The organism is Escherichia sp. E4702 (genome assembly GCF_963883545.1).
Lineage (GTDB): Bacteria > Pseudomonadota > Gammaproteobacteria > Enterobacterales > Enterobacteriaceae > Escherichia.
Genome location: NZ_CAWORF010000019.1, coordinates 49,802 through 67,216 on the forward strand (window position 1 = coordinate 49,802; position 17,415 = coordinate 67,216).

Annotated in this window: 12 protein-coding genes and 1 pseudogene; 5 read left to right on the plus strand and 8 right to left on the minus strand. The window is 49.7% G+C overall.

Annotated elements, in window-relative coordinates; all coding sequences use genetic code 11:
• The first annotated feature begins 122 nt into the window (after positions 1-122).
• From AACU94_RS12440 to rimO, 3 genes are all read left to right on the plus strand, one after another.
• Positions 123-1,205, plus strand: coding sequence for a LacI family DNA-binding transcriptional regulator (locus AACU94_RS12440; protein ID WP_135489517.1), 1,083 nt, complete (start codon positions 123-125; stop codon positions 1,203-1,205).
• 253 nt (positions 1,206-1,458) lie between these two features.
• On the plus strand, positions 1,459-2,694 hold the full coding sequence (locus tag AACU94_RS12445; RefSeq protein WP_135489544.1) for an oligosaccharide MFS transporter: 1,236 nt from the start codon (positions 1,459-1,461) through the stop codon (positions 2,692-2,694).
• A gap of 127 nt (positions 2,695-2,821) precedes the next feature.
• Positions 2,822-4,147, plus strand: coding sequence for a 30S ribosomal protein S12 methylthiotransferase RimO (rimO, locus tag AACU94_RS12450; protein ID WP_130205175.1), 1,326 nt, complete (start codon positions 2,822-2,824; stop codon positions 4,145-4,147).
• Positions 4,148-4,194: 47 nt separating this feature from the next.
• On the opposite strand, the pseudogene AACU94_RS12455 reads toward rimO, so the two are convergent.
• The 7 genes and pseudogenes from AACU94_RS12455 to iaaA all read right to left on the minus strand — a co-directional run bounded on the left by AACU94_RS12455 (position 4,195) and on the right by iaaA (position 14,309).
• Positions 4,195-5,542, minus strand: a pseudogene (locus tag AACU94_RS12455) (diguanylate cyclase).
• A gap of 7 nt (positions 5,543-5,549) precedes the next feature.
• Positions 5,550-7,898: a sensor domain-containing phosphodiesterase gene (locus AACU94_RS12460; RefSeq protein ID WP_135489519.1), complete on the minus strand. Its 2,349-nt coding sequence runs from the start codon at positions 7,896-7,898 to the stop codon at positions 5,550-5,552.
• Positions 7,899-8,075: 177 nt separating this feature from the next.
• A complete protein-coding gene (gsiD, locus tag AACU94_RS12465) occupies positions 8,076-8,987 on the minus strand; it encodes a glutathione ABC transporter permease GsiD (protein WP_130205171.1) in 912 nt (303 codons plus the stop codon).
• A 2-nt stretch (positions 8,988-8,989) separates the two neighbouring features.
• Positions 8,990-9,910 (minus strand): glutathione ABC transporter permease GsiC, encoded by a 921-nt coding sequence (gsiC, locus tag AACU94_RS12470; RefSeq protein WP_130214772.1) that lies wholly within the window; start codon positions 9,908-9,910, stop codon positions 8,990-8,992.
• Positions 9,911-9,927: 17 nt separating this feature from the next.
• Positions 9,928-11,466 (minus strand): glutathione ABC transporter substrate-binding protein GsiB, encoded by a 1,539-nt coding sequence (gene gsiB, locus AACU94_RS12475; RefSeq protein ID WP_130258177.1) that lies wholly within the window; start codon positions 11,464-11,466, stop codon positions 9,928-9,930.
• Between the two features lie 19 nt (positions 11,467-11,485).
• Entirely contained in the window at positions 11,486-13,357 is a 1,872-nt protein-coding gene (gene gsiA / locus AACU94_RS12480) for a glutathione ABC transporter ATP-binding protein GsiA (protein WP_135489520.1), read from the minus strand.
• A complete protein-coding gene (gene iaaA / locus AACU94_RS12485; protein WP_135489521.1) occupies positions 13,344-14,309 on the minus strand; it encodes a beta-aspartyl-peptidase in 966 nt (321 codons plus the stop codon). Before iaaA ends, gsiA begins: the two co-directional genes overlap by 14 nt.
• Before the next feature lie 203 nt (positions 14,310-14,512).
• On the opposite strand from iaaA, the gene moeA reads away from it, so the two are divergent.
• Together moeA and moeB are read left to right on the plus strand one after the other, a co-directional pair.
• Positions 14,513-15,748, plus strand: a complete 1,236-nt coding sequence (moeA, locus tag AACU94_RS12490; protein WP_135489522.1) for a molybdopterin molybdotransferase MoeA — start codon at positions 14,513-14,515, stop codon at positions 15,746-15,748.
• Positions 15,748-16,497 (plus strand): molybdopterin-synthase adenylyltransferase MoeB, encoded by a 750-nt coding sequence (gene moeB / locus AACU94_RS12495; RefSeq protein ID WP_135489523.1) that lies wholly within the window; start codon positions 15,748-15,750, stop codon positions 16,495-16,497. Before moeA ends, moeB begins: the two co-directional genes overlap by 1 nt.
• Before the next feature lie 177 nt (positions 16,498-16,674).
• Here moeB and fsa read toward each other — a convergent pair whose 3' ends face one another.
• Positions 16,675-17,337, minus strand: a complete 663-nt coding sequence (gene fsa / locus AACU94_RS12500) for a fructose-6-phosphate aldolase (protein ID WP_130214784.1) — start codon at positions 17,335-17,337, stop codon at positions 16,675-16,677.
• Between the last annotated feature and the right edge of the window lie 78 nt (positions 17,338-17,415).

The window sequence follows — 17,415 nt, forward strand, 5'->3', positions numbered from 1 at the left end:
AGTACGCGTTTTTCCCTTCAAACAGGTTCGTCGGTTCAGCTTACCGGCACTGAGACAGGTGAGCGTGATACGTATGACATTCACTGCGGTATACTGTGACAAATCTTTTAGCCGGGGCGAATATGAAAACCAAAGCTGCAACCCTTGCCGATGTTGCTCGTCATGCCAATGTTTCTTATCAGACAGTGTCGAGGGTGCTTAACAATTCAGCGAACGTGTCTGCTAAAACACGTCAAAAAATTGAACAAGCCATTGCCGAACTTAAGTACGTTCCAAACCGCGTAGCTCAACAGTTGGTAGGGAAAGAGAGCAAAACGGTCGGGTTGGTTACAACTTCACTTGCCCTGCATGCCCCCTCGCAAATTGCGGCAGCAGTGAAAAAATATGCCGGAGAACAGGGATATCAGGTGCTGATATCCATGATTGACGATGTTGATATTAAAGGTATTCAGGCTGCAATTAATGAATTAAAAGCACAACGGGTAACAAAGATTATTATCAACGCACCGCTGGAAACGGCATTGGCTGAAACACTGGTTGCTGAAAACAGCGATGTATTGTGTTTGTTTCTCGACGTGGACCCTTATAGCCCGGTATTTAACGTCACTTTTAATCCCGCAGAAGGTGCACGCGCCAGCGTGAAACATCTTTACGATTTGGGGCATCGTCAATTTTGCTTGATCTCTGGCCCTGAAAATTCAGTACCAGCGCGGCTACGACTCAATACCTGGCGCGACACCCTCGCTTCACTCCAACTGACGCCGCTGGCCATTCATTACGGTCATTGGGACGCTCAAAGCGGCTATCTGGCGACGTTACAGATGCTACGTGAAACACCACAGGCGACCGCTCTTCTGATCGCCAATGATCAGATGGCATTGGGGGCATTAAGCGCCTTACATCAACAAAAACGTAAAATCCCACAAGATATTTCTGTCATAGGCTATGACGACACCTATGAGAGTGCGTTTTTTGAACCTTCGCTAACGACCGTCGCAATCGACTTTGATTTACAAGGGAAAATTGCCGTTCAACAAATTTTACAGCCGGATGATGAACACGCGATGCTCCGCTCTTCTACCATCCTTCCCAGTCGCCTGGTCGTGCGTAACTCTGCTGGTCCCCTGCACTCACCACAGACTGATCTGATGAATATTGCTGAACACCTTCGCACACTGGCAGATGAGCTAACAAGAAAGGCATAAAAGTAATACGTTCTCATAAAAAGATTTAGTGATCTGTTTCGCTAAATCTTTTTTATTATCAGCAATAATTGTGATGTAAATCTCAAACATTCATTTAACACATTGCCTAATCATCGCGGTCAGGGTCAGAGTAAAAATGAAATTGTTAACGTATGACATTTCCGGAGATGCATACCAAAACAATAACCAGTAAGCACAGCTAATGCCTGTGCCAACGGTAAATGACCCAACGCCAGTGATTGAGGATATGGCTATGTTATTGCCCGGTAAACGTAATTATATTTTGCTCAGTATTTTCGATTTTCTGTACCTCTTCGCCTGGTCGGCAACGATGGCATTTTTTGTCATATGGACGACACAGCATCTGGAAATTACCGCCACACGCACAGGATTGCTTTATTCCGTTAATGCTTTCATTGCGTTATTAATGCAGCCGTTCTTCGGTTTCATCTCCGATAAATTTGGTCTTAAGAAACAACTCATCTGGATCCTCGTCGCATTATTACTTCCCGTAGGCCCATTCTTTATTTATGTGTATGCCCCGCTTCTGGTTCATAACTTCTGGCTGGGCGCTGTTTTGGGTGGTGTTTACCTGGGGATCATTTTTAATTCTGGCTGTGGCGTTCTGGATTCCTGGATAGATAAAGTTTCGCGCCGTTATCATTTTGAATATGGTCGCGTAAGAATGTGGGGCTCTCTGGGATGGGCTGCCGCCGCGTGGATTGTGGGTAAATACATTGATACCAGCCCTAATCTCTCTTTCTGGCTGGCAAGCTGTGCCATTGTGATCGCCGCAATCTGCTTTATGTTTACCAAAATTGAACTGACCGAGGCGGAAATTGAAAAAACCAATTCGCTGAAAGCTATCCATGCACTTGAACTGGCGAAAAATAGTCAGTTCTGGTTTTTATTGATGTTCACTCTGTTCGTAACGCAAATTTATGACACTTACGATCAACAATTCGCACAATATTTTTCGCTGCAATTTCCGACGCCAGAAGAAGGCAATCGCTGGTACGGAATTCTGGCTTCTGTCCAGGTCTGTGGAGAAACCTTATTTCTCTGTCTGATGCCGTGGTTTGTTAACCGCACTGGCGCCAAATGGGCATTAGTGATTGCCGGAACCATTATGTCGCTACGCATTGCCGGTTCAGCTATCCAACTGGGACCTGTGTGGATTGCGGCCGTTAAAATGATGCACGCCATCGAAAAACCACTGATCCTGGTGTCTGTGTTTAAATTTATCGCGGCTAACTTTGATCATAAGCTCTCTTCGACGGTATACCTGCTGGTGCTTTTTGTGGCATCCATCGCCACGGCAATCTATTCACCCATTGCTGGCTATCTGTATGACACCATTGGCTTTGCTGAAACCTATCTAATCCTGGGGGCGATTGCCGGTTGCTTCACGATTATTTCGGTCTTTACGCTGCGGGACAAATCCAGCAGCCAGCCTGCGAAGGCGCTAACTGAAAACCCAGTAGCATGACAATCATTTGCGCCCCGATATTTGGGGCGTTTTCCTCGCCTGTTGACCAGATTACGATACAAATTTTATCCAGAACTCTGTAGAATCCCTGCCCTGACCTTTCCTGTAACTGAATATTTTTTAAGCTATGAGCAAAGTAACTCCCCAGCCGAAAATCGGCTTTGTTTCCCTTGGCTGCCCGAAAAACCTTGTCGATTCAGAGCGCATTCTGACCGAACTGCGTACTGAAGGTTATGACGTTGTACCGAGCTATGACGACGCGGATATGGTGATCGTTAACACCTGCGGCTTTATTGACAGCGCGGTGCAAGAATCTCTGGAAGCCATTGGCGAAGCGTTGAATGAAAACGGCAAGGTGATTGTGACTGGTTGTCTGGGGGCAAAAGAAGATCAGATCCGCGAAGTCCACCCGAAAGTGCTGGAAATCACCGGGCCTCATAGCTACGAGCAGGTTCTGGAGCACGTTCATCACTACGTGCCAAAACCGAAACACAATCCGTTCCTGAGCCTGGTGCCGGAACAGGGTGTTAAGTTGACCCCACGTCATTATGCCTATCTGAAGATTTCCGAAGGTTGTAACCACCGCTGCACCTTCTGCATTATTCCTTCAATGCGCGGCGATCTGGTGAGCCGCCCGATTGGCGAAGTATTAAGCGAAGCGAAACGTCTGGTTGATGCGGGTGTTAAAGAGATTCTGGTGATTTCCCAGGATACTTCCGCCTATGGCGTAGATGTTAAACACCGTACTGGCTTCCACAACGGCGAGCCGGTAAAAACCAGCATGGTCAGCCTGTGCGAACAGTTATCGAAACTGGGGATCTGGACACGTCTGCACTACGTTTACCCTTATCCGCACGTGGATGACGTTATCCCGCTGATGGCTGAAGGCAAAATCCTGCCATATCTGGATATTCCGCTGCAGCATGCCAGCCCACGTATTCTCAAACTGATGAAGCGCCCGGGTTCGGTGGATCGCCAACTGGCGCGTATCAAAAAATGGCGTGAAATCTGCCCAGAACTGACCCTGCGTTCAACCTTTATTGTCGGCTTCCCTGGCGAGACGGAAGAAGATTTCCAGATGCTGCTCGACTTCCTGAAAGAAGCACGTCTGGATCGCGTTGGCTGCTTTAAATACAGCCCGGTTGAAGGCGCAGATGCCAATGCTCTGCCGGACCAGGTCCCGGAAGAAGTGAAAGAAGAACGCTGGAATCGCTTCATGCAACTGCAACAACAGATTTCCGCCGAGCGCCTGCAGGAGAAAGTTGGCCGTGAAATTCTGGTGATCATCGACGAAGTGGATGAAGAAGGCGCGATTGGCCGCAGTATGGCTGATGCACCGGAAATCGACGGCGCGGTCTATCTCAACGGTGAAACCAAGGTTAAGCCGGGCGACATCCTGCGTGTGAAAGTCGAGCATGCCGATGAGTACGATTTGTGGGGTAGTCGGGTTTAATTAATGCCAGGCCGGGCAAATTTATTTTCCCGGCCTGCTAATAAACATTATTGCCAGCTAATCTGCGCCCTGCCGTTTTTCTTGCTCTTATACAGTCGCTCATCTGCCAGCATTTTCAGCCGTTCAACGGTGGTACATTCATTTGAATGTGCTACGCCGATGCTGGTGCTTAAATTAATGCTCCCCACCTGGAAATGAACGATTTCTTTTAATATCGATAGCAACTCTTCCAGCGTTCCACCTGTATAAATCACCGCAAATTCGTCGCCGCCAAAACGATAGACTTTGCCTTTATCCACCGGAATTTGTGATTTAAGGATTTTCACAACCTTAATCAACACTTCATCGCCCAACAAATGGCCGAAGGTGTCGTTAATGTTCTTGAATTTATCGACGTCAAACAGGCACAAATATCCGCCTTTTTCCGGCAAGGCTTTTAAGTCTTCGTCAAAGGATTTTCTGCCCATCGCTTTGGTCAGGTCGTCAAGAAATGCTGAGTTATACATGCTGTAGAGTTTTTTGACATCCGCCGCCGAGAAGAAAAGCCCACCGTCCAGCACGCGGTCAAAATGGTTATTAATAATGGCTTCTTTTTCAACAATGCCCCGATTGATCACTCTGCGTACCAGATAGAGGCAGCTGGCCCCTGATATAGCTGCCACCAATGCTGCAAAGAAGATGATCAACGTACATACCTGAAAATAAACGTCTTTTTTATAGGCAAACACATACAATCCTGTCGGTAAATAGGAGAAGTGCTCCATCGCTTCCGAAACAGTGAAGATGGCATTTTTGGCGTTATATTCATCACCAGTAACCGGTTTGCCATTCTTAAAAAGTGAGAACATCAGGTTATCGCTGTCCATTGCCAGTGATTTTGACAGTAAAGAAAAGCGCTCCAGCCCAAGCAAAAATATCAGACTACGATTATGGCTAACCGGGTAGAGATAATAGACGAAGGTTTTACCGTCAAAAGAGATAAACCCCGTATTCTTAACATGCAAATACTTAACCACCTGCATGATATTTGTACAATAGTTATTCTCGTACTCCTTTACTTGAATACATTCATCACTGGAAATCAGATAAGGCCCAACATCATACAAATAAGAAGGAGAAATCGAATCGGCATAGGCTGTGCGTAAGCCAACCAGCAATTGTTCTTCCGTAGGATTTAGCGTATTGATGAGATCAATTGCCACACTACGCCGATATTCAGCAATATTTGCCACCGCAAAAGCAGTATCAATAACGGACTGTTTCAGGCCATGCACCCGTTCTTTCACCATTTGAGTGTAGATCCCGCAGGTGAGTGTAGATCCCGCAGGCAACTGCCGAAATCATAATAAAAATCAGCAGACTGACTGTAAGTACGAATTTATTGATTCTGGACATACCTAAACTACTCTTTTACTAACTTTCCACTTTTATCCCAGGCAGAGAATGGCATAGGCTTCTGGTACAGATACCCTTGGGCCTGAACACAGCCTAATTTCATTAATTCACGCGCAACCTCTTCGCTCTCAACACCTTCTGCAATCACCGGAATCTGGTTATAGCGTGCCAGGTCGAAGATAATGCGTACAATTTTTCCCGCGGTGCCGAAAATATCGCCGGTAAATTGCGAATCTACTTTTATGCTGTCAGGGTTAATTTCATAAAAACGTTTCAGGTTTGACAGCCCTGTGCCAAAGTCATCAATCGATATCCCTACCCCTTGTTTACGCAGTTGTGCAATATTGAGATAAAAATGTTCATTAATTCGTTCGATCACTGTTTCAGTGATCTCAATACAGATACTATTCGCCTGCAGATCATGCTCTTTCATGATAGTTGTAAAATGCTCATGAAAGTGTGGTTCGTTTAGCTGCCAGGGCGAAACATTAATATGCAGTAAGAAACCGTCCTTCAGGGTCGCACGCTGGCTAAAATGCCTGAATTCCCCCATCGCGGTTTTAATAATTTGATAGCCAAGCTCATTGATAAACCCAATATCTTCAGCAATCGTAACAAACTTCAGCGGTGAGATTATTCCTCGTTCCGCAGAGATCCAGCGGCATAATGCTTCTGCGCCAACAATGTCTCTGGTTTTCATATCAACAATCGGTTGATAGACTAAAAACAGTTCGCCTATTTCCATTGCATGGCGAATATTACGCGCAATCCAGATATTCTCTTCAATTTCGTTGAGTTTCGCGTCATCACAGAAAATAAACTCAGAGAACATATGGTCACGGACACTGGAAATCGCCAGTTTCAGCTTTTCGGCATAACTCCAGGCGTTTTCACCCTTCAACGGTTCACAAATGGCAGATTTGTGTATACGCAGATTACGATAACCAAAGCTGCTGTCGAAATCATTTACCATCGCTATTTTGCGGGTAAAGGTCTGTACATTTTCCCGGCATAATAATAAATAGAGATCGGCATTGAATGTCACTATATCGCAGCATTGCGCATATTTCTCGGCAATTCGCTGACACAGTTTCCTGACGATTTTATTGCGTTCCTCGACGCCAAACACAGCTTCGACAGCTTCCAGCCCGCACAGTTTGATGATCCCGACAGCCAGATACTGGCTATTATTAGATTCAATAATCGCCATGTTTTTGATAAATCCACTCTCCTGATCGTAGGAGATTAGCGAGAGCAGTTTATTCGAACGTTCAACTTCGGCATCTTTCATTTCCGCTATGGAATTTTTGATGCTGATAATCTCTTTCGCATCGCCTTCACGGATTTTCAATGCCTGCATTTGTTCAGAAGAATCGGGCAAAAACTCCAGCGTATTGACCAGTTCTGTCATTTCGGAAAATTGTCGACGAAACACACGCGTGGTCATTAAGTAAACCAACAGCAATACGATAATAATAAATGCAAATGGTAGATAAAAGAGTTTATCCGATGCGTTAAATAAATTACCTGTGGGATAATAAAAATATATTTCGAACAACGCGTTATTTGGAACTTCTGATGTTCTTGCGATATATTCCGTGTCGAAAGAATCAATAATGTTATAGTTTCCTTCGCTATTATAAATAATCAGTTTTTCACGGGCGAGTTGGTTTTTGGCGATGATCTCATGGCCTTGTTTCAAAAACAGGACTTCATCAGTCGAACTGATTTGATCAAGATATTCATTCAGATAGCGCCAGTTTAAGTCGACATGAATCTTATTAACCGCCAGTAAGTCACGGTCTTTGCCATTAATTCGTAGAGTAAAAGAGATACACTTTTTCCCTGGCCGATCAAAGCAGTTGTAGGCCGGATTCCAGCTACTACCCGAGTCGTCTGATGCCACCGACCAGGGCCGCTGGGACGGGTTAAAGTCGGCAAAGATGACGCGTCCTGCCTCATCAACAAGTGGCCCATTTACTTTTTCCTGATGGTAAACAATGATTTTATCATTCGCCCGACGGGTAAAGAGATAATATTTATCATCATCCAGCACCAATCCTACCGTATCCAGAAATGGCATCATTTCCATTTTCAGAATGACGGCACGTTTAATCTCCTCACTGTTTTTCAATAAATACAGCGAATCCTTTAACGTTAAGGCAGCACGCTCAATATCTTTAAAAAAATAACCTACATTTTTTTGAATAAGTTCAAAGCGGCTATCGGCACGTTTTACCGCCCTTTCCGATACCAACTGATAGTTAATGATGAAAAAAAGACCAATAAATGACAGCGTAGCCAACAAAAATAAAATAATCAGTCTTATCTTTATTTTTTCGTATAAACTAAGCATGTTAATACACGTAACAAAATAACTATCAGTACGCCACTTCGCTGCATAAATAGACTTTTACAGCAGCATATTTACCCAATTACCTGATTCTACAAAATCGGCAGAAAGTTACAACATTTGCGTATAGCAATAATTTCCTATGACGCCATTACATTTTTAAGCAATATTCTGCCGTGGCTATGCTTTAATTTTCGGGTCCAGCGCGTCGCGTAAGCCATCGCCCAGCAAGTTGAAAGCCAGCACGGTCAGGAAGATAGCGAGTGCCGGGAAAACCGCCACATGCGGTGCGATGACCATATCCGCTCGCGCTTCATTGAGCATAGCCCCCCATTCTGGTGTCGGCGGCTGCGCCCCCAGGCCGAGAAATGAAAGGCTGGCAGCCGAGATGATCGAAGTGCCAATACGCATTGTGAAAAAGACGACAATGGAAGAGACAGTCCCGGGCAAGATATGGCGCAACAAGATGGTCATGTCGCTGGCACCAATACTGCGCGCTGATTCAATAAAAGTTTGCTGTTTCAACACCAGCGTGTTGCCACGCACCAGACGGGCAAAAGCCGGAATGGAAAAGATGGCGACTGCGATAATTACGTTGGCAATACCGCTTCCTAACACCGCAACGACAGCAATCGCCAGTAATATGCCAGGGAAAGCAAACAGCACATCGCAAATACGCATAATCAATCGGTCCCACCAGCCTTCGTAATATCCCGCCAGTAAACCCAATAGCGTACCGATCGCCGCGCCAATAAAGACAGCAAACACACCCGCCGCCAGCGAGATTTGCGCGCCGACCAGGACACGGCTGAAAATATCACGCCCCAGCGAGTCGACACCAAACCAGTGTTGCAAAGAAGGGCCGTTATTCAGGTTGTCATAATCGAAAAAATTTTCGGCATCATAGGGGGCGATCCAACGGGCAAAAATTGCCACCACAATCAGCAAAATGACGAACAGTGCGGCGGCCATCGCCATATGCTGACGGCGAAAACGTCGCCAGAATTCATGCCACGGTGTACGTACCTGGTCAGGTTTTACCAGTGGCATAGCGTTTAACACCGCCTGGCGTCGCCAGTTAAATAGTCGCATCCTTACTTGTACCTGATAGCCGGGTTAATGGCGGCGTAAAGCACATCCACCACTAAGTTGATAAGAATAAACTCCAGCGAGAAGAGCAGAATTTCTGCCTGAATCACCGGGTAATCACGCATTTCTACCGAATCGACCAGTAAACGCCCAAGTCCGGGCCAGTTAAATACTTTCTCCACCACGATAGAGCCACCGAGCAAAAAGCCAAACTGCAATCCCATCATGGTGACCACCGGGATCATGGCGTTGCGTAAACCATGCTTGAGGACAACCCAGGTTTCGCTTACCCCTTTCGCCCTCGCGGTACGCATATAATCTTCATTTAAAACGTCAACAAACGAGGCGCGGGTAAAACGCGCCATCACTGCCGCCACCGCCGCGCCGAGCGTCAGAGAAGGTAATATGTAGTGCTGCCAACTGTCTGCACCTACGGTAGGCAACCAGCCCAGTTCAACAGAGAAAACCTGAATCAGCAGTATTCCGAGCGCAAATGCCGGAAATGAAATCCCTGATACCGCGATGGTCATACTTAATCGATCCGGCCAACGGTTACGCCAGACGGCGGCGATAATACCCGCCGCCATGCCGAACAGCACCGCCCATGTCATACTGGTAATGGTCAACCACAGCGTAGGCATGAAACGGCTGGCGATCTCCTCGGCAACCGGACGACGCGACACCATCGACAGACCAAAATCCCCCTGCACGGCATTGCTGATATAGTGCCAGAACTGGTGATACAGCGGCTGATCCAGCCCCAGTTGCTGACGCACCAGTTCGATGACCTGCGCATCGGCTTCTGGACCGGCAATCAATCGCGCCGGGTCGCCGGGTAGCATATGGACAAACAAAAACACCAGCACCGAGACAATAAACAGCGTCGGAATCAGCCCCAGCAAGCGTTTGATAACGTAATTAAGCATTCCTCTCCCTGCGTTGCTTATTGCAAATCCGCATCTTCAAAGCTAAAGCCAGTGTCTGGCATAATCCAAAAACCACTCAGTTTTTTGCTGTGTGCCGACACCAGTTTTTCTACCACCAGCGGGATCCACGGCGACTCTTGCCAGATGGTATCCTGCGCCGCCTTATACAAGCGCGCCTTTTCCGCCGGATCGTTGGTTTTCAGCGCCTGGGCAAGCTCGTCATCCACCTGCTTATTGCTGTAAAACGCAGTATTAAACAGCGTCGGTGGCCAGTTCTGCGAGGCGAACAGCGGCGAGAGCGCCCAGTCAGCTTCTCCGGTCGAGGCCGACCAGCCAGTATAGAACATTCGCACGCCGCTCTCTTTCTGCCCTTTACCTTCAACTTCAGCCGCCCGCTGCCCGGCATCCATCGCCGTCACCTGGGCTTTAATCCCCACCTGCGCTAGCTGTTGCTGGGTAAATTGCAGCACTTTCTGCGCGGTACTGTGATTATGTGATGACCACAATGTGGTACTGAAACCGTTGGGATATCCCGCCTCTTTTAATAGTTCGCGCGCTTTAGCCGGATCGTAAGGCCACGGTTTATAACTTTGCGCGTAGGCAATACTCGGTGGCACCACACCAGTGGCAGGAACTGCATATCCCGCGAAGGCCACTTTCACCAGTGCCTGACGGTTGATGGCGTAATTCAGCGCCTCACGCACTTTTGGGTTATCGAATGGTTTCTGCGTCACGTTCATACTGATATAACGCTGCATAATCGACGGGCTGGCCATCAGCTCGATATTTTTGTTCTTGTCCAGTAGCGCAGCTTGTTCATAAGGGATGGGGAAAGCAAACTGCGCTTCACCGGTTTGCAGCATTGCCGCGCGGGTGTTGTTGTCCGCCACCGGACGCCAGGTGATGCTGTCCAGTTTGGGCAAGCCTGGCTGCCAGTAACCCGCAAATTTTTTAACCTTCACAAAATCGGTCTGGTTCCAGGTATCCAGTTCATACGGTCCAGTTCCGACCGGATGAAAACCAATCTCCTTGCCATATTTTTCCAGCGCTGCCGGTGAAATCATCGCGGTCGCCGGATGGGCAAGAATATTAATAAACGCTGAGAACGGCTGTTTGAGGGTAATCTTTACCGTTGTCGGATCGACCGCTTCAGTTTTGGCAATATTTTTGTACAGGTTATAGCGTTTTAGATGATTTGCCGGATCGCTGGCTCGGTCCAGATTCGCTTTGACGGCTGCGGCGTTAAAGTCGGTGCCGTCCTGAAACTTAATCCCTTCGCGCAATTTCACGGTGTAAGTGAGGCCGTCATCGGAAACGGTATAACTCTCCGCCAGCACGTTTTTCAGTTTCATCTCTTTATCCAGACCGAACAGCCCCTGATAAAAAGATTTCGCTACGGCCTGAGATAACGTGTCATTCGCGTCATAGGGATCGAGCGTAGTGAAGTTCGATCCTACTGCCACAACCACATCTTTGGCAGCGAATGCACAAGGTGCCATCAACGCTGCGGCAATGCCCAGCGCCACTAACCCACTACGGTGTACAGCTCTTGCCATTTTATTCTCCGCCTGAATGTTATCTACGCAAAAATGCGTACTCTGATTGTGGTTGTGCGACGTAATGCCCCGGTCCGACGCATTGCAACGAGACGGCTGCAACCTCTTCTCCACGCAGATGAATATTGCTGGGAAGATCATCCGACAGCAGCACGCGCTGCGGTCGTAGTCGGGACGGTTCTGCGACCGGAACTGCCGCCAGTAATTTACGTGTATAAGGGTGCTGCGGATTTTCAAAGACCGCGCGCCGTGGACCAATTTCAACGATTTGCCCGAGATACATCACCGCCACACGATGACTGATCCGCTCAACCACGGCCATATCGTGGGAGATAAACAGAAAGGCGATGCCCAAATCACGCTGGAGATCGAGCAACAAGTTGATGATTTGCCCACGGATCGAAACATCCAGCGCCGAGACAGCTTCATCGGCAATGATCACTTTTGGATTCAGTGCCAACGCGCGAGCAATGCAGATGCGCTGACGCTGACCGCCGGAAAACTCATGGGGATAACGCCACGCATGTTCAGGTAACAGGCCAACGCGTTCCAGCAACCACGCAACGCGTGCAGCAGCTTCTTCACCTTGCAATAAACCGTGTACACGCAGCGGTTCGACAATCGAATCACCAATGGTCTGACGTGGGTCCAGCGAGGCGTAAGGGTCCTGAAAAATAAACTGAATATCGCGGCGCAATGCCTGAAGTTTGCCAGGTGAAAGGGTATCGATTCGCTGCCCTTTGAAGATGATTTCGCCGCCCTGGGATTCAACCAGGCGCAGCAACGCCCTACCGGTGGTTGATTTGCCACTCCCGGACTCTCCCACCAGCGACAACGTTTCGCCCGGCCAGAGATCAAAACTGACCTTCTCAACCGCATGCACTTCTCGCGTAACGCGATTCAGTAAGCCACTACGTAAAGGGAAACGGGTCACCAGATTACGCACCTGTAAAACAGGGTCGCCATCAACCACCGTTTTCTGCTCGACAGGTCGTTCCTGTTTAGCCGGATGTTCAAGCGATATCAGCGGGAAACGGCGAGGATAATCTTGCCCTTTCATCGCCCCCAACTGCGGCACGGCAGCCAACAGCGCGCGGGTATAAGGATGCTGTGGCGCATGAAAAATCTGTTCAACGCTGCCCGTTTCGACCGCTTCGCCCTGATACATCACCAGCACCCGATCGGCAATCTCTGCCACCACGCCCATGTCGTGAGTGATAAAGATGACGCCCATCGACATCTCTTTTTGCAATACTTTGATTAATTGCAGGATCTGCGCCTGAATGGTGACATCCAGTGCGGTGGTCGGTTCATCCGCAATCAGCACCGCCGGACGACATGACAGCGCCATTGCAATCATCACTCGCTGGCGCATCCCGCCGGAGAGTTGATGCGGATAACGGGAAAGAATGGTTTGGGCTTCCGGGATGCGAACCTGATCCAGCATCCGCTTCGCCTCTACCATCGCCTGTTCACGACTGGCGTTTTGATGCAAACGGATAGACTCGGCAATCTGCTCACCCACAGTAAATACCGGATTCAGCGACGTCATCGGCTCCTGAAAAATCATCGCGATATCTGCGCCGCGCACATGCTGTATTTGCCTGGCACTCTGCTCGTTAAGCTCAATCACTTCACGACTACGTCGCCGCAACAGCATTTGATCGCACTGCACTAAACCGCCTGCTTGTTCCAATAGACGCATCAATGCCAGTGCTGTGACAGATTTACCGGAACCTGATTCCCCGACAATGGCCAGCGTCTCACCGCGTCGCAGCCGAAAAGAAAGATTGCGCACCGCAGCCACTTTCTGCTGGTCCTGCATAAAGGCAATGTTGAGATTATCGACCGCCAGGACATCACCGGCATCAAGTTCATCACTGTGTGGCAACGGTGTCCCCTTTTTCGCGGTAGATACCAGTGGTTGGTGTATCGCCTGCGTAGCCCCAGGCGCGATACATTCCTTCGGTGTTAAACGGTAGTGCGACGTTACCTTCGTGGTCGATAGCGATTAAGCCACCGCTGCCGCCAAGCGCAGGGAGTTTTTCCATCACCACCCGCTCGCAGGCTTCCGCGAGGCTTAGACCGCCATAATCCATTAACGCGCCGATGTCATACGCCGCCAGCGCGCGGATGAAGACTTCGCCCGTACCGGTACAAGAAACCGCCACACTGGCGTTATTGGCGTAGCATCCGGCACCCACTAAGGGACTATCGCCCACTCGTCCGGGTAATTTATTGGTCATTCCGCCCGTGGACGTGGCTGCCGCCAGATTGCCGTGTAAATCCAAAGCCACGGCCCCCACCGTACCCATTTTTTGTTTTTCATCCAGCGGAGCGCCGCTATGGTCGAGGACGGTTTCCCCTCCCTCACGCGCCGCCAGCAGCTGTTCATAACGCAAAGGCGTGGAGAAAATCTCCGGCGAGACGCGCTCCATGCCATGAGAAAAAGCAAAGTTTTCCGCCCCCTCACCAATCATCATCACATGCGGGCTTTGCTCCATCACCAGACGAGCGGCAAGAACCGGATTACGCAGATGACTAATGCCCGCCACCGCCCCCGCTTTCAGTGTGTTGCCATCCATCACGCAGGCGTCCAGTTCATGCGTTTCATCACGCGTAAAGACGGCGCCAGTTCCGGCGTTAAAGAGCGGACACTCTTCCAGCAGGCGCACCGCTTCTGTCACCACATCCAGCGCGCTTTCACCCGCTTCGAGCATTTGCTGTCCGGTTTCAACAATGGCAGACAGCGCCTCAATGTAGCGTAATTCCTGTTGCAGACTCATCTGTGCGCGGCTAATTGCGCCTGCGCCGCCGTGGATTGCAATGACTGCTTTGCCCATAGTCTTCGTCCATTAAGGGTGGCTCGCCACTTTTGCTATAAATATCAGAATTTTTATGAATTACTCATTCAATTTTTGAATATAGAAAGATGTATATGGCATGTAAAGGCGAGCGTCTGCTCTACGACCGAGGTGGCATACAGTCTGTGATGTTTTTCTGACATAATAGACAAATTCGATTTTGCCTCCGCAGGAGTGTTTTCATGGAATTTACCACCGGATTGATGTCGCTCGACACCGCGCTTAATGAGATGCTTTCTCGCGTTACCCCACTGACCGCCCAGGAAACGCTGCCACTGGTACAGTGTTTTGGCCGTATTCTGGCGAGCGATGTGGTTTCGCCGCTGGATGTCCCAGGGTTTGATAACTCCGCAATGGACGGTTACGCGGTACGTTTGGCCGATATCACCTCCGGGCAACCGCTGCCCGTTGCCGGGAAGTCGTTTGCCGGTCAGCCTTATCATGGCGAGTGGCCCGCTGGCACCTGCATCCGCATTATGACTGGCGCACCAGTACCGGAAGGCTGCGAAGCAGTGGTCATGCAGGAACAGACTGAACTAACGGACAATGGCGTACGTTTTACCGCTGAAGTGCATAGCGGGCAAAATATTCGCCGTCGCGGTGAAGATATCTCTGCGGGCGCGGTTGTTTTTCCGGCAGGTACTCGCCTGACTACCGCTGAACTGCCAGTGATTGCTTCGCTAGGGATTGCCGAAGCTCCGGTGATTCGTAAAGTGCGAGTGGCGCTATTTTCCACGGGTGATGAGTTACAGTTACCCGGTCAGCCTCTGGGCGACGGGCAAATTTACGATACCAACCGCCTCGCGGTGCATTTGATGTTAGAACAGTTGGGTTGTGAAGTAATCAACTTAGGGATTATTCGCGACGATCCACATGCCCTGCGCGCCGCATTTATTGAAGCCGACAGCCAGGCGGATGTGGTGATCAGTTCCGGTGGTGTTTCGGTTGGTGAGGCGGATTACACCAAAACCATTCTCGAAGAACTGGGCGAAATTGCTTTCTGGAAACTGGCGATTAAACCGGGCAAACCGTTCGCGTTTGGTAAACTCTCTAATAGCTGGTTCTGCGGCCTGCCAGGCAATCCGGTTTCTGCGACGCTGACCTTCTATCAATTGGTACAACCTTTGCTGGCCAAATTAAGCGGCAATACCGCCAGTGGCCTGCCCGCGCGCCAGCGCGTACGCACGGCATCGCGTCTCAAGAAATCCCCTGGACGTCTTGATTTCCAGCGCGGCGTGCTGCAACGCAACGCCGACGGCGAGCTGGAAGTCACGACCACCGGGCATCAGGGTTCACATATATTTAGCTCCTTTAGCCTCGGCAACTGCTTTATCGTGCTGGAGCGCGATCGCGGCAATGTTGAAGCGGGCGAATGGGTGGAAGTCGAGCCATTTAACGCGTTGTTCGGAGGCCTGTAATGGCGGAACTCAGCGATCAGGAGATGCTGCGCTACAATCGGCAAATCATCCTGCGTGGTTTTGATTTTGACGGTCAGGAGGCGCTAAAAGATTCTCGTGTGCTGGTAGTGGGCCTGGGCGGCCTCGGCTGTGCGGCCTCGCAATATCTGGCAAGCGCCGGTGTCGGCAACCTGACGCTGCTCGACTTCGACACGGTTTCGCTCTCAAATTTACAGCGCCAGACGCTGCACAGTGATGCTACGGTCGGGCAACCGAAGGTAGAATCAGCCCGTGACGCACTGGCGCGGATCAATCCACATATCGCGATTACGCCGATAAACGCGTTGCTTGATGACGCTGAACTGGCTGCGTTGATTGCTGAACACAATCTGGTGCTCGACTGTACGGATAACGTTGCGGTACGTAATCAACTGAACGCGGGCTGTTTTGCCGCGAAGGTGCCGCTGGTTTCCGGCGCGGCAATTCGTATGGAAGGGCAAATCACGGTCTTTACTTATCTGGACGGTGAGCCGTGCTATCGCTGCCTTAGCCGTTTGTTTGGCGAGAACGCGCTAACCTGCGTGGAAGCAGGCGTAATGGCACCGTTGATTGGGGTGATTGGTTCGTTGCAGGCAATGGAAGCGATCAAACTGCTGGCAGGTTATGGCAAACCCGCCAGCGGTAAAATCGTAATGTACGATGCGATGACCTGTCAGTTTCGCGAAATGAAACTGATGCGTAATCCGGGGTGTGAGGTGTGCGGGCATTAATTGTCGCCATAGACGCGGTAGGCGTCGTATCAGGCATTTACTCCAGACGCCAGATGCGGCGTGAACGCCTTATCTGGCCTACGGTTCGGGCGCAGATTTCCAGGTCTGATAAGACGCGGCAGGAATCAGTGCACTCTGCCACGTCATCAACAATTTATGAGGATGACAAGCGCCCTGTTAAATCGACGTTCTGCCAAACGCCCCCTGCCAGTCCTGCTCAAACTTCGCCACTGCGGCATCAACTGCCGGATAGCTAATCATCTGTTGCGCGACATCCAGCGGCAGTGTGATTGATTCGCATCCTGCCAGTAAGCAGTCCAGCGCCTGACGCGGGGTTTTGAAACTGGCTGCCAGCACTTTCGCCTGTGGCGCATGCATTTTCAGTAACTGGTGTAAGTCGGTCACCGTCTGAATGCCACTTCCGCCCTGAGCATCAATTCGGTTGACGTAAGGCGCAACATACTCTGCCCCCGCCAGCGCCGACAGCAGCCCTTGCGCCGCGCCATACACCGCCGTACCCAGCGTCGGAATACCTTCCGCTTTTAATAGCTTAATCGCTGCCAACCCCTCGGCAGTCACAGGTACTTTAACCACGATATCCGCAATAATAGAACGCAGTTTACGGGCATCGTTCACCATACCTTCAGCAGTAGTAGACATGACCTGGGCAAACAAACGCCCCTGTCCGCCCATCGCCTCATGTAACTCAGGAAGTAAAACTTCCAGAGGCTTCTTACCTGCCGCCACAATACTTGGATTAGTGGTCACACCCGCCAACGGAAAAACACGAGCCAGCGTCTTCACTGCGGCGACGTCTGAAGTATCCAGATACAGTTCCATAGTCATCCTCTAAATCTACTTTTGTATGAAATCAGACTATCACGAAAAAACTCTCTGAACAGTTGATGCACATCAATT

Excerpts from the sequence above, each read along its gene's own strand:
- AACU94_RS12445 (WP_135489544.1), top strand. The coding sequence starts at position 1,459 with ATGTTATTGCCCGGTAAACGTAATTATATTTTGCTCAGTATTTTCGAT.
- iaaA (WP_135489521.1), bottom strand. The coding sequence starts at position 14,309 with ATGGGCAAAGCAGTCATTGCAATCCACGGCGGCGCAGGCGCAATTAGC.
- AACU94_RS12440 (WP_135489517.1), top strand. The coding sequence starts at position 123 with ATGAAAACCAAAGCTGCAACCCTTGCCGATGTTGCTCGTCATGCCAAT.
- moeA (WP_135489522.1), top strand. The coding sequence starts at position 14,513 with ATGGAATTTACCACCGGATTGATGTCGCTCGACACCGCGCTTAATGAG.
- fsa (WP_130214784.1), bottom strand. The coding sequence starts at position 17,337 with ATGGAACTGTATCTGGATACTTCAGACGTCGCCGCAGTGAAGACGCTG.
- gsiB (WP_130258177.1), bottom strand. The coding sequence starts at position 11,466 with ATGGCAAGAGCTGTACACCGTAGTGGGTTAGTGGCGCTGGGCATTGCC.
- AACU94_RS12460 (WP_135489519.1), bottom strand. The coding sequence starts at position 7,898 with ATGCTTAGTTTATACGAAAAAATAAAGATAAGACTGATTATTTTATTT.
- rimO (WP_130205175.1), top strand. The coding sequence starts at position 2,822 with ATGAGCAAAGTAACTCCCCAGCCGAAAATCGGCTTTGTTTCCCTTGGC.
- moeB (WP_135489523.1), top strand. The coding sequence starts at position 15,748 with ATGGCGGAACTCAGCGATCAGGAGATGCTGCGCTACAATCGGCAAATC.
- gsiC (WP_130214772.1), bottom strand. The coding sequence starts at position 9,910 with ATGCTTAATTACGTTATCAAACGCTTGCTGGGGCTGATTCCGACGCTG.
- gsiD (WP_130205171.1), bottom strand. The coding sequence starts at position 8,987 with ATGCGACTATTTAACTGGCGACGCCAGGCGGTGTTAAACGCTATGCCA.